The 13,020-nt window shown below is 61.8% G+C and carries 7 protein-coding genes; all 7 read right to left on the bottom strand.

Annotation, left to right across the window (positions count from 1 at the left end; translation table 11 throughout):
* Positions 1 to 44: 44 nt before the first annotated feature.
* Positions 45 to 1,112: a uroporphyrinogen decarboxylase gene (gene hemE, locus NVV94_RS01995; RefSeq protein WP_258445593.1), complete on the bottom strand. Its 1,068-nt coding sequence runs from the start codon at positions 1,110 to 1,112 to the stop codon at positions 45 to 47.
* Positions 1,113 to 1,303: 191 nt separating this feature from the next.
* Positions 1,304 to 2,722, bottom strand: coding sequence for an FAD-dependent oxidoreductase (locus NVV94_RS01990; RefSeq protein WP_258445592.1), 1,419 nt, complete (start codon positions 2,720 to 2,722; stop codon positions 1,304 to 1,306).
* 32 nt (positions 2,723 to 2,754) lie between these two features.
* Positions 2,755 to 7,200 carry a glutamate synthase large subunit gene (gltB, locus tag NVV94_RS01985; protein ID WP_258445591.1) on the bottom strand — a complete coding sequence of 1,482 codons (4,446 nt, stop codon included), beginning with the start codon at positions 7,198 to 7,200 and terminating at the stop codon, positions 2,755 to 2,757.
* Between the two features lie 360 nt (positions 7,201 to 7,560).
* The gene (locus NVV94_RS01980) at positions 7,561 to 9,177 is read right to left on the bottom strand and encodes an AAA family ATPase (RefSeq protein ID WP_258445590.1); all 1,617 of its coding nucleotides are present in this window, start codon (positions 9,175 to 9,177) and stop codon (positions 7,561 to 7,563) included.
* Between the two features lie 16 nt (positions 9,178 to 9,193).
* The gene (gene aroB / locus NVV94_RS01975; RefSeq protein WP_258445589.1) at positions 9,194 to 10,291 is read right to left on the bottom strand and encodes a 3-dehydroquinate synthase; all 1,098 of its coding nucleotides are present in this window, start codon (positions 10,289 to 10,291) and stop codon (positions 9,194 to 9,196) included.
* Between the two features lie 137 nt (positions 10,292 to 10,428).
* Positions 10,429 to 10,947 (bottom strand): shikimate kinase AroK, encoded by a 519-nt coding sequence (gene aroK, locus NVV94_RS01970; protein ID WP_258445588.1) that lies wholly within the window; start codon positions 10,945 to 10,947, stop codon positions 10,429 to 10,431.
* A 4-nt stretch (positions 10,948 to 10,951) separates the two neighbouring features.
* The gene (gene pilQ, locus NVV94_RS01965) at positions 10,952 to 13,006 is read right to left on the bottom strand and encodes a type IV pilus secretin PilQ (protein WP_258445587.1); all 2,055 of its coding nucleotides are present in this window, start codon (positions 13,004 to 13,006) and stop codon (positions 10,952 to 10,954) included.
* Between the last annotated feature and the right edge of the window lie 14 nt (positions 13,007 to 13,020).

Below are 13,020 nucleotides of genomic sequence, written 5' to 3'. Positions count from 1 at the left end.
CGAAAACGCCCGGCACAAGCCGGGCGTTTGGGTATTGCGGGCGCTTACTGGTGGTATTGCGCCGAGAACTCATGCACCGCGCTGATGAACGCACCGGCATGCTCCGGGTCGACTTCCGGGGTGATGCCGTGCCCCAGGTTGAAGACATGGCCTGAACCCTGGCCATAGCTGGCCAGGATGCGCGCCACTTCAGCGCGAATGGCTTCTGGCTTGGCGTAGAGCACGGTCGGGTCCATGTTGCCTTGCAGGGCGACTTTGCTGCCGACGCGCTGACGGGCTTCACCGATATCGCAGGTCCAGTCCAGGCCCAGGGCATCGGCGCCGGCGTCGGCGATGCTTTCCAGCCACAGGCCACCGTTCTTGGTGAACAGGATGACCGGGACTTTGCGGCCTTCGTGCTCGCGGATCAGGCCGCTGACAATCTTGCGCATGTAGGCCAGGGAGAACTCCTGGTAAGCCGCCGCCGACAGGCTGCCGCCCCAGGTATCGAAGATCTGCACCGCTTGCGCACCGGCGAGGATCTGGCCGTTGAGGTAGCTGGTGACCGACTGGGCCAACTTGTCCAGCAGCAGGTGCATCGCTTGCGGGTTGTCGTAGAGCATGGCCTTGGTCTTGCGGAAGTCTTTCGACGAACCGCCTTCGACCATGTAGGTGGCCAGGGTCCAGGGGCTGCCGGAGAAACCGATCAGCGGCACACGGCCGTTCAGTTCGCGGCGGATGGTGCTGACCGCGTCCATCACATAGCCCAGGTCTTTCTGCGGATCAGGGATCGGCAGGGCTTCGATGTCGGCCAGGGTGCTGACGACTTTCTTGAAGCGCGGGCCTTCGCCGGTCTCGAAGTACAGGCCCTGGCCCATGGCATCGGGGATGGTCAGGATGTCCGAGAACAGGATCGCCGCATCCAGCTGTGGATAACGATCCAGCGGCTGCAGAGTGACTTCGCAGGCGAACGCCGGGTTCATGCACAGGCTCATGAAATCACCGGCCTTGGCTCGGCTGGCGCGGTACTCCGGCAGGTAACGGCCCGCCTGGCGCATCATCCACACCGGGGTGACGTCTACGGGTTGCTTGAGCAGGGCACGAAGGAAACGGTCGTTCTTCAGGGCAGTCATGTCGGCATCCGGGAAAAAAGTGGGGGCATTTTCTCAGAGCGCAACGCAAAAGGCACGGCCAATGTGGGAGCGGGCTTGCCCGCGATTGGCCGCGACACGGTTTAGAACCGGGTGACCTCATCGCGGGCAAGCCCGCTCCCACAAGGATTCGTGCAACCGGTCATCACGGGTGAACCCATGATGACCGCTTATCAGACGCCCAGGTAATCCATGATCCCTTCCGCGGCATTACGGCCTTCGAAGATCGCCGTCACCACCAGGTCCGAACCACGCACCATATCGCCACCGGCAAAGATCTTCGGGTGGCTGGTCTGGTGCTTGAACTCGCCTTGCTCGGGGGCGACAACGCGCCCCTGGCTGTCGGTCTGGATGCTGAACTGCTCGAACCACGGCGCCGGGCTTGGACGGAAACCGAAGGCGATGACCACGGCGTCGGCCGCGATGATCTCTTCGGAACCCGGGATCGGCTCGGGGCTGCGACGGCCACGGGCATCCGGTTCGCCGAGACGGGTCTCGACCACCTTGACACCTTCGACCTTGTCTTCACCCACGATGGCGATCGGCTGACGGTTGTAGAGGAACTTGACCCCTTCTTCCTTGGCGTTCTTCACCTCTTTGCGCGAGCCCGGCATGTTCGCCTCGTCGCGGCGATAAGCACAGGTCACCGCCTTGGCGCCCTGGCGAATCGAGGTGCGGTTGCAGTCCATCGCAGTATCGCCACCGCCGAGCACCACGACCTTCTTGCCTTTCATGTCGACGAAATCTTCCGGCGACTTTTCAAAGCCCAGGTTGCGGTTGACGTTGGCGACCAGGAAGTCCAGCGCGTCATGCACGCCCGGCAGGTCTTCACCGGCAAAGCCGCCCTTCATGTAGGTATAGGTCCCCATGCCCATGAACACCGCATCGAACTCTTCCAGCAGCTGATCGACGCTGATGTCCTTGCCCACTTCGGTGTTCAGGCGGAACTCGATGCCCATGCCGGTGAAGACTTCGCGGCGATTGCTCAGCACGGTCTTTTCCAGCTTGAACTCGGGGATGCCGAAGGTCAGCAGGCCACCGATTTCCGGGTTCCTGTCAAACACCACCGGGGTTACCCCGCCGCGCACCAGCACGTCGGCGCAGCCCAGGCCCGCAGGCCCTGCACCGATCACCGCGACACGCTTGCCGGTCGGCTTGACCTTGGACATGTCCGGGCGCCAGCCCATGGCGAAGGCGGTGTCGGTGATGTACTTCTCCACCGACCCGATGGTGACCGCACCAAAACCGTCGTTGAGGGTACAGGCACCCTCGCACAGACGATCCTGCGGGCACACCCGGCCGCAGACTTCCGGCAGGGTGTTGGTCTGGTGCGACAGCTCGGCGGCCGCCAGGATGTTGCCTTCCGAGACCAGTTTGAGCCAGTTCGGAATGAAGTTGTGCACCGGGCACTTCCATTCGCAGTACGGGTTGCCGCAACCCAGGCAGCGGTGTGCCTGGTCGCAGGCCTGCTGCGGTTTGAAAGGTTCGTAGATCTCTACGAACTCTTTCTTGCGTTGACGCAACAGTTTCTTCTTCGGATCTTTGCGCCCGACCTCGATGAACTGGAAGTCATTACTCAGACGTTCAGCCATGTTTAAACCTCATCAAACTCTTCAGGCGCATATCACTGCGGGTTGGCACGGGTGCTGGACAGCAGGTTCTTCAGGTTGGCAGCCTTTGGCTTGACCAACCAGAAGCGACGCACGTAGTCATCCAGGTTTTCCCAGATGTTGCGCCCCCATTCACTGCCGGTTTCCTCGACGTATTCGGCGAGCACGCGTTGCAGATGGCTGCGGTAGGCCTCCATCGCTTCGCCGCTGATCCGCTGGATTTCAACCAGTTCGTGGTTGACCCGGTCAACGAAGCTGTTGTCCATGTCCATCACGTAGGCGAAACCACCGGTCATGCCGGAGCCGAAGTTGTAACCGGTCTTGCCCAGTACGCAGACGAAACCACCGGTCATGTATTCGCAGCAGTGGTCGCCAGTGCCTTCCACGACGGTGTGGGCACCCGAGTTACGTACCGCAAAGCGCTCGCCTGCGGTCCCGGCGGCGAACAGCTTGCCGCCGGTTGCGCCATAGAGGCAAGTGTTGCCGATGATGGCGCTGTCCTGCGTCTTGAACGGGCTGCCGGCAGGCGGAACGATCACCAGCTTGCCGCCGGTCATGCCTTTGCCGACGTAGTCGTTGGCGTCGCCTTCCAGGTACATGTTCAAGCCGCCGGCGTTCCACACCCCGAAGCTCTGCCCGGCAGTGCCTTTGAAGCGGAACGTGATCGGTGCCTTGGCCATGCCCTGGTTACCGTGCGCACGCGCAATTTCACCGGAGATACGGGCACCGATCGAGCGATCGCAGTTGCAGATGTCCAGCGCGAACTCGGCACCGCTGAGATCGGCAATCGCTGGCTTGGCCAGCGCCACCATCTTCTCGGCCAACAGGCCCTTGTCGAACGGCGGGTTGCGGTCAACTTCACAGAACTGCGGCTTGTCGGCCGGAACGTGTTCGCTGCCCAGCAAGGGGGTCAGGTCCAGGTGCTGCTGCTTGGCTGTTTCGCCCGGCAGGATTTCCAGCAGGTCGGTACGACCGATCAACTCGCCCAGGCTGCGCACGCCCAGCTTGGCCAGCCACTCGCGGGTTTCCTCGGCGACATAGGTGAAGAAGTTCACAACCATGTCGACGGTACCGATGTAGTGGTCCTTGCGCAGCTTGTCGTTCTGGGTCGCAACGCCGGTGGCGCAGTTGTTCAGGTGGCAGATACGCAGGTATTTGCAGCCCAGTGCGATCATCGGTGCGGTACCGAAACCGAAGCTCTCTGCACCGAGAATGGCTGCCTTGATCACGTCCAGGCCGGTTTTCAGGCCGCCGTCGGTCTGCACCCGGACCTTGCCGCGCAAGTCGTTGCCGCGCAGGGTCTGGTGGGTTTCGGCCAGGCCCAGTTCCCATGGCGCACCGGCGTACTTGATCGAGGTCAGCGGCGAAGCGCCGGTACCGCCGTCGTAGCCGGAGATGGTGATCAGGTCGGCATAGGCCTTGGCCACGCCGGCGGCGATGGTGCCCACGCCAGCTTCAGCTACCAGCTTCACCGAAACCAGTGCAGACGGGTTGACCTGCTTGAGGTCGAAAATCAGCTGCGACAGGTCTTCGATCGAGTAGATATCGTGGTGCGGTGGTGGTGAGATCAGGGTCACGCCAGGCACTGCATAACGCAGCTTGGCGATCAGACCGTTGACCTTGCCGCCAGGCAGTTGCCCGCCCTCACCCGGCTTGGCGCCTTGAGCGACCTTGATCTGCAGCACTTCGGCGTTGACCAGGTATTCCGGGGTCACACCAAAGCGGCCGGTGGCCACCTGCTTGATTTTTGAGCTCTTGATGGTGCCGTAGCGAGCAGGATCCTCACCGCCCTCACCAGAGTTCGAGCGCGCGCCGAGACGGTTCATGGCCTCGGCCAGGGCTTCGTGAGCCTCCGGCGACAGAGCGCCGAGCGAGATGCCCGCCGAGTCGAAACGCTTGAGGATCGCCTCCAGCGGCTCGACCTCGTCGATGGCCAGTGGCTGCTCCAGGGTTTTCACCTTGAGCAGGTCACGGATCATCGACACCGGGCGGTTGTCGACCAGCGCGGTGTATTCCTTGAACTTGCTGTAGTCGCCCTGTTGCACGGCGGCTTGCAAGGTGCTCACCACGTCCGGGTTGTAGGCATGGTATTCGCCACCGTAGACGAACTTGAGCAGGCCGCCTTGCTGGATCGGCTTGCGCGCGTTCCAGGCTTGTGCCGCAAGCAACTGCTGCTCGCTTTCGATGTCGACGAAGCGGGCACCTTTCAAGCGGCTGGCCACGCCACGGAAGCTCAACTCGACCACTTCCTCGGACAGGCCGACGGCTTCGAACAGCTGGGCACCACGGTAGGAACCGATGGTGGAGATACCCATCTTCGAGAGGATCTTCAGCAGGCCCTTGGAGATGCCTTTGCGGTAGTACTTGAACACCTCGTCCAGGTCACCGAGCACTTCGCCGGTGCGGATCAGGTCTGCCAGCACTTCGTAGGCCAGGTACGGATAGACTGCCGAAGCACCAAAGCCGATCAGTACGGCAAAGTGATGCGGGTCGCGTGCGGTGGCGGTTTCGACCAGGATGTTGCTGTCGCAACGCAGGCCCTTTTCGGTCAGGCGGTGATGCACCGCGCCTACTGCCAGAGAGGCGTGAGCCGGCAGCTTGCCCGGGCCGATATGGCGGTCGGTCAGCACCAGCTGGGTCTTGCCCGAACGCACGGCTTCTTCGGCCTGGTCGGCAATGTTGCGTACAGCCGCTTCCAGACCAACCTTCTCGTCGTAGTTGAGGTCGATGACGTGACGCTCGAAGCCTGGGCGGTCGAGGGTCATCAGCGAGCGCCACTTGGCCGGGGAAATGACCGGCGAGCTGAGAATCACGCGCGAGGCGTGCTCAGGCGATTCCTGGAAGATATTGCGCTCGGCACCGAGGCAGATCTCCAGCGACATGACGATGGCTTCGCGCAGCGGGTCGATCGGCGGGTTGGTGACCTGCGCGAACTGCTGGCGGAAATAGTCGTAGGTCGAACGCACACGCTGGGACAGGACCGCCATCGGCGTATCGTCACCCATCGAACCGACCGCTTCCTGACCCTGCTCGGCCAGAGGCCGCAGCACCTGGTCACGCTCCTCGAAGGTGACCTGGAACATTTTCATGTATTGCTTGAGCTGGTCGGCGTCGTAGCTCGCCTCGCCCTGGTCGTCGACCAGGGTTGCCTGGATGCGCAAGGCATTCTGGCGCAGCCACTGCTTGTACGGGTGGCGCGACTTCAGACGATCGTCGATAGCGTCAGTGTCGAGGATCTGACCGGTCTCGGTGTCCACCGCGAAGATCTGCCCAGGACCGACACGGCCCTTGGCGATCACGTCTTCTGGCTTGTAGTTCCACACGCCGATTTCCGACGCCAGGGTGATGTAGCCGTTCTTGGTGGTGACCCAGCGCGCCGGGCGCAGGCCATTGCGGTCGAGCAGGCAGACGGCATGGCGACCTTCGGTCAAGACCACGCCAGCCGGGCCGTCCCACGCCTCCATGTGCATGGAGTTGTATTCGTAGAAGGCACGCAGGTCTGAGTCCATGGTCTCGACGTTCTGCCAGGCCGGCGGAATGATCATCCGCACGCCACGGAACAGGTCGATGCCACCGGTGACCATCAGCTCGAGCATGTTGTCCATGCTCGAGGAGTCGGAACCGACGCGATTGACCAGCGGGCCGAGCTCTTCCAGATCGGGGATCAACTCGTTGGCGAACTTGGTGCGACGGGCCTGGGCCCAGTTGCGGTTGCCGGTGATGGTGTTGATCTCGCCGTTGTGGGCGAGGAAGCGGAACGGCTGCGCCAGCGGCCACTTCGGCAGGGTGTTGGTAGAAAAGCGCTGGTGGAACACAGCGATCGCGGTTTTCAGGCGTTCGTCACCCAGGTCCGGATAGAAAGCGACCAGGTCGGCCGGCATCATCAGACCTTTATAGATGATGGTCTTGTGCGAAAAGCTGCAGATGTAGTGGTCGGCATCGGCGGCGTTGGCAACCGACGAACGGCGGCGGGCACTGAACAGCTTGATCGCGAATTCTTGATCGCTGAGGCCATCACCACCGATGAACACCTGCTCGATCTGCGGCAGGCGCTCGAGCGCCAGACGGCCGAGCACGCTGGTGTCGATCGGCACTTTGCGCCAGCCCACCAGTTGCAGGCCGGCGGCCAGGATTTCGCGGTCCATGTTCTCGCGTGCGGCCTGGGCCTTGGCGTTGTCCTGATTGAAAAACACCATGCCCACGGCATATTGCTTGGGCAAGTCGCTACCGAAATGGTCTTTGGCCACTGCGCGCAGGAACTGGTCCGGCTTCTGCATCAGTAGACCGCAACCGTCGCCGGTCTTGCCGTCGGCGTTGATCCCACCACGGTGGGTCATGCAGGTCAGGGCCTCGATGGCCGTTTGCAACAGGTGGTGACTGGGCTCGCCCGTCATATGGGCGATCAGGCCAAAACCACAGTTATCCTTGAATTCTTCGGGATGGTACAGACCTGTTTTCATAGACACTTTCTCACCAGGCTTGCCTCTTGCTGAGGCAAATTTCTTTTCAATTCAACCACTTACCATCCACGCCGAACGAACGCCAGCTTTGCGGGGGCAAAAGGGAGCTCATTGTACACAGCGACAGGGCAGCCCACAAATTTGGCGACGAAATCGCGCAAACCCATGTCGCATATTTGAAAGTTTTTAAGCAGCTTGCTGTGGTAGCAACTTCTGCCTGAGTCTGAAGCTTATCAGCCTGGACTGCAATGGCTTGTGACCAACAGTCTGGGACACCGAAGCCTGCCGCGTTCAACGCAGCAGGCTAAGGTTCGATTCAGGAGACGCTCAGCAGGTGGCGGGGGTGGTGCCACCGGGCCATTAGCGGTTTGACGACAGTTCCTGTTGGATACTGGCGACGGTACGAGGCCAAGGTTTACCAGCCTGGACCTTGGCTGGCAAGGCCTTGATGGCTGCAAGTGCAGCATCGCGGCTGGCAAAGTTGCCATAAGTCACGACATACAGAGGCTTGCCCTGCAGATTTTTCTTGAAATAGCGATAGTCACCACCGCGCTCGCGAACGATCGACTGGGCAGCGCTTTCCGAACTGGTGCCCACAATCTGCACGACATAGTTGCCAGGCGCCTGGCCAGCATACCAGCTACCGCCTGCAGCAGGTTTGGCTGCCGGTTTCTCGGCGGGTTTCACCGCAGGTTTGGCGGTTGCGACCTGTACCGGCGCAGCCTTGGGTGCAGGGGCTGCCGGCTTGACCGCAGGTGCTACCGGCTTGGCCGCAGCGATGGGCGCCGGCGCTGGAGCAGGAATGGCTGCCGGGGTCGGCGCCGGGCCGGCCGCAACGCCTTCCGGTGGTGCGATGGTAGTCACGGTCGGGGGTTGTAGCGCGGTATCACCCGCCGGCCCCGCCTCATCGCCATCACCCATGCCGGCCGCTTCGGCCAGAGGGCCGCGCATGACCGGTTGCGATTGCCCTACCAGCGGCAATGGCATCGGCTGCGAAGTGCCGGCGAATTCGATGGCCGGGCCACCCTGGTTGTTCGATTGCGCGGCAGAAGGCTGCCCCTGCCCCAATGGCAATTGCGCCTGTTCGTCCGGTGTCGCGCCGTGGCCCGGCGCCTTGTCGGCATTGCGCCCTGGAAGCATCCAGGCGGCAGCCACAGCGACAACCACCACCGCAGACAACGCCAGCACGTGTTTTTTCGGCATATTGAACCCCATAGTCGGACGCTTTACCGCCGAGCGGCTAGCGATCATGGCTTCGATCATTGCATCCCGGGCGACCCGGTTGATTGCACCCGGCCAGCCTTCGGAGTTTTCATGAATATCGGCAATCTGCTGGCTGTTGAACACTTCGAGCCCGCGCCCGGCACCTTCCAGGCGCTGGGACAGGTATTCACGCGTCTCGTCTTCGCTATAAGGCTGCAACTCGATGACGTGGAAGCGCTCTTGCTCGGCGCTGAGCGGCTCAAGGTCGGCGATCAGGGATGACTCGCCAAACAGGAACACATGGGGACGGCCTTCCGGCGTACCCTCTGCCAAAGCCAACATCGCTTGGAGTGCGGACTCGTCGAGTTGTTCCGCGTCATCAACCAGCAGATAGACTTCCTGGCCAGTCAGGGCCAACTGCACGACCTGATCGAGGATGTCTTCCACATCGGCCTGCGCCACGTTCAGCGACTGGGCGACCTGCGACAGCACACTGGCGGCATCGGTCGCGCCGCGCGCCGAAACCACCACGCTCTGCACCGACTGCTTGTTGGTACTGGCCACCAGGGCCTGGCGCAACAGGGTCTTGCCGCTGCCGTTGGGCCCGGTCACTACCAGCAGCAGCTGGCTGTAACGTGCCAGATGGTGCAACTGGCCGAGCACCGGCTTGCGCTGGGCCGGAAAAAACTTGAAGCCCGGCACCCGCGCTGCAAAGGGGTCATGATTCAACTGGTAATGGCCGAGAAAGGCCTCGTCGGCGTGCAGACTAGTCATCGAACTCTCATTAACCTCAAAGCTGAGCCACGATAGCGCGGTAATCCGCAGCCAGGGTGGCCTCAAGCACATCTTTCGGATAGTCGTCGGTCACCACGGCTTCGCCGATGTGACGCAACAACACCAGGCGCATACGGCCATCGATTACTTTCTTGTCGACCGCCATGTGCTCCAGAAAATGCTCCGGCGTCATTTCTTGCGGCGGCACCACCGGCAGGCCGGCACGCTGGAACAGGCGAATACTGCGATCACGCTCCTGCCGGGTGATCCAGCCCAGACGCATGGACATTTCCAGCGCCATCACCGTACCCGCCGCCACGGCCTCACCGTGAAGCCAGACACCATAACCCATGTGGGTCTCGATGGCGTGACCAAAGGTATGACCCAGGTTGAGCGTAGCGCGCACGCCGGATTCGCGCTCGTCGGCACCGACCACGGCCGCCTTGGCCGCACAGGAGCGCTGGATGGCCACGGTCAGGGCGCCCTGATCGAGTGCGCGCAGGGCGTCGACATGTTCCTCGAGCCAACCCAGGAAAGGCTCATCGCAGATCAGACCATACTTGATCACCTCGGCCAGGCCCGCCGAAAGCTCGCGCGGCGGCAGGGAGTTCAAGGTCGAGGTGTCGATCAGCACGGCATTGGGCTGGTAGAAGGCGCCGACCATATTCTTGCCCAGCGGGTGGTTGATCCCGGTCTTGCCGCCAACCGAGGAGTCCACCTGCGACAGCAAGGTAGTGGGCACCTGGATGAAATCCACGCCACGCTGGTAACAGGCTGCGGCGAAGCCGGCCATGTCACCGATGACGCCGCCGCCCAGCGCGATGACGGTGGTGCGGCGGTCGTGGCGGGCCGTCAGCAATGCATCGAAAATCAGCTGCAGGGTTTCCCAGTTCTTGAACGACTCGCCGTCGGGCAGTATCACCGGCAAGACCGAATAGGCTCCGAGGGAACGGGCAAGACGCTCGAGATACAGGGGTGCAACGGTCTCGTTGGAAACAATGGCTACCTGCCGCCCGGCAATATGCGGCGCCAGCAGCTCGGGCTGATCCAGCAGGCCTTCGCCAATGTGAATCGGGTAGCTACGTTCGCCAAGTTCGACCTTAAGTGTCTGCATGTGTCCCCACAATGAAGATGGGCGCAGGCGCCCTGTCTCAGGAATAACGGTAGATCGCAGGATCGAAACACTCGCCCCGCGGCATGGCTGCGCCCTGTACTCGCCGACAATAGCGTAATTGCATCGGCGCTCGAGGGCTACCGGGGCGGCAACTGCTGCAGCCGCTCCAGAATATCCAGAACCACCATGCGTGGCGGCCGCTCATCGGTTTCGACTACCAGATCGGCGATCTCCCGATAGAGCGGGTCACGGATCTCGAGCAAGGTTCGCAGCGTTGCCGCAGGGTCTGCAGTGCGCAACAGCGGACGATTGCGATCGCGCGCCGTGCGGCCCACCTGCTGCTCGACAGACGCATGCAAATAAACCACGCGACCGCCAGCATGCAACGCCGCACGGTTGGCATCGCGCAATACGGCGCCGCCACCGGTTGCCAGCACGACGCCATCGCACGCGCACAGCTCGGCGATCATCGCCTGCTCGCGATCACGAAAACCCGGTTCGCCTTCTTTGTCGAAGATCCACGGAATATTGGCGCCCGTGCGCAGCTCAATTTCCTTATCGGAATCCTTGAACGGCAGCCGAAGCTCTTTGGCCAGCAAGCGGCCAATGGTGCTTTTGCCAGCACCCATTGGCCCAACAAGTATCAAATTTCGCACAGAATCAACGACTCACAGCAATCGCCTGGTTATTCATGATACGCGGTGTCAGGAATACCAGCAGCTCGGATTTTTTCTCTTGCACGGCATCGCGGCGAAAGAGGCGGCCAACATACGGTACATCGCCAAGAAATGGCACCTTATCTACGGTTTTACTTTGCGTATTCGAGAAAACACCGCCGATGACGATGGTTTCGCCATCATTGACCAACACCTTGGCGTTGACCTCGTTTTTCTTGATCGGCGGCACATTCTGCACCATGTTGAGGTAATCCGGCTCATCCTTGGTCACCTTTACCTCCATGATGATGCGACTGTCGGGGGTAATCTGCGGGGTGACTTCCAGCGATAACGAAGCTTCCTTGAACGAGACCGAGGTCGCGCCGCTGGAGCTCGCCTCTTGATAGGGCACTTCGGTGCCCTTGAGGATTTTCGCGGTTTCCTTGTCAGAAGTGACCACTTTGGGCTGAGAGACGATTTCACCGTTACCGGTTTTCTCCATCGCACTGAGCTCCAGGTCCAGCAACACATTATCGGTGACGAAGCCCAGGCCGATACCTGATGTCGCATTGGCGACCCCCATGTCCACGAAGGGCACGTTGGGGCCGATGCTGTCGCCACCGAGCCCATGGGCGGTCCAGTTGCTGCTGCCCTTCAGGTTGGTCGCACCTCCCCAGCGCACGCCAAGGCTCTTGTCATAGTCGACGTTGGCCTCGACGATGCGCGCCTCGATCATGACCTGACGGACCGGAATATCCAGTTGCGCAACGATCCGGCGTAGCTCGTCCAGGCGATCCTGGGTCTGGTAGGCGATGATATTGTTGGTTCTCTCGTCGACCGTGATCGAGCCGCGCTCCTGCTCCTGTGCCTGGGCATTGGTCACCGACTGGAACAGCTTGGCGATGTCTGCCGCCTTGGCATAGTTGACCTGCAACAGCTCCCGGCGCAGGGGCGCCAGCTCGGCGATCTGCTTCTGCGACTCCAGCTCCTGCCGCTCGCGGGCAGCGATTTCGTCGGCCGGGGCCACCAGCAACACATTGCCGACCTTGCGCTTGTCCAGGCCCTTGGTCTTGAGCACCAGGTCCAGCGCCTGGTCCCACGGCACGTTCTGCAGGCGCAAGGTGATACCGCCCTGAATCGTGTCACTGGCGACCAGGTTGAGGTTGGTGAAGTCGGCGATCAACTGCAACACCGAGCGCACGTCGATATCCTGGAAGTTCAGCGATAGCTTCTCCCCGCTGTATGCGAAGCGGTCAGCCTTGCGCTGCTGCAGGTCTTCGCTGTGCAGCGGCCTGACGCTGATGGTCAGTTTGTTGTCTGTCTGATAGGCCGAATAATCGAAGGCCCCGCCTGGCTCGATGCTGACACTGCTGGTACCGCCATCGGCTGTGGCGCTGACGAACTGAACAGGCGTGGCGAAATTTTTCACGTCCAGTCGCACGCGCAGCGGCTCGGGCAAGCGGGTCCTGGCGAAATTCAGACGAATCTTGCCGCCTTGTTCCTTGATATCGGCGCTGATGGTCGGGTCGCTCAGTTCGATGACCACATTGCCTTCGCCCAACTCGCCGCGTTGAAAGTCGATGTTCCTGATCGCCCTGCCGGAAGCTGCTGGAACCCGCGCCGGGGCGGGTGTCGGCGACACTTGCGTCTGTCCTGGCGCGCGGCCTGGCAACGCGTCGCTACCCTGGCCGATCACCAGTACCAGATCATTGCCTTCGACCCGCGTGCTGTAGGGCGCCTGCGCCGCCAGGTTGACGACCAGGCGTGTCCGCTCCTTCGCCTCCACGACAACGACGCTGCGGGCATTGCCCGAGCCCAGGTCGCGGCGCTTCACCGCCAGCCCATTGGTTACACCGGGCAAGTCCAGCGCGATTCGCGCCGGCTGCTCGGTGGCATAGCCCTTTGGCGCAGGGGCCGGGCCGTCGAACGAAAGCTTCAGCTCCACCCGATCACCGGGCAGCGCTGCTACCTCCAGGGTCTTGAGGGTAGTGGCCAACACCGTGGGCGACATCAGCGCTATCCATAGCGCAATGCCAACGGCAGATAGAATCCTGTTCATGTTCGAGTTCCACC

Source organism: Pseudomonas sp. LS1212, assembly GCF_024741815.1.
Taxonomy (GTDB): Bacteria; Pseudomonadota; Gammaproteobacteria; order Pseudomonadales; family Pseudomonadaceae; genus Aquipseudomonas.
Note: the sequence above shows the minus strand (reverse complement) of the source record. Positions and strands in the feature narration are given on the sequence as shown.

Coding starts and splice junctions, on each gene's coding strand:
- hemE (WP_258445593.1), bottom strand. CDS start 1,112: ATGACTGCCCTGAAGAACGACCGTTTCCTTCGTGCCCTGCTCAAGCAA.
- NVV94_RS01990 (WP_258445592.1), bottom strand. CDS start 2,722: ATGGCTGAACGTCTGAGTAATGACTTCCAGTTCATCGAGGTCGGGCGC.
- gltB (WP_258445591.1), bottom strand. CDS start 7,200: ATGAAAACAGGTCTGTACCATCCCGAAGAATTCAAGGATAACTGTGGT.
- NVV94_RS01980 (WP_258445590.1), bottom strand. CDS start 9,177: ATGACTAGTCTGCACGCCGACGAGGCCTTTCTCGGCCATTACCAGTTG.
- aroB (WP_258445589.1), bottom strand. CDS start 10,291: ATGCAGACACTTAAGGTCGAACTTGGCGAACGTAGCTACCCGATTCAC.
- pilQ (WP_258445587.1), bottom strand. CDS start 13,006: ATGAACAGGATTCTATCTGCCGTTGGCATTGCGCTATGGATAGCGCTG.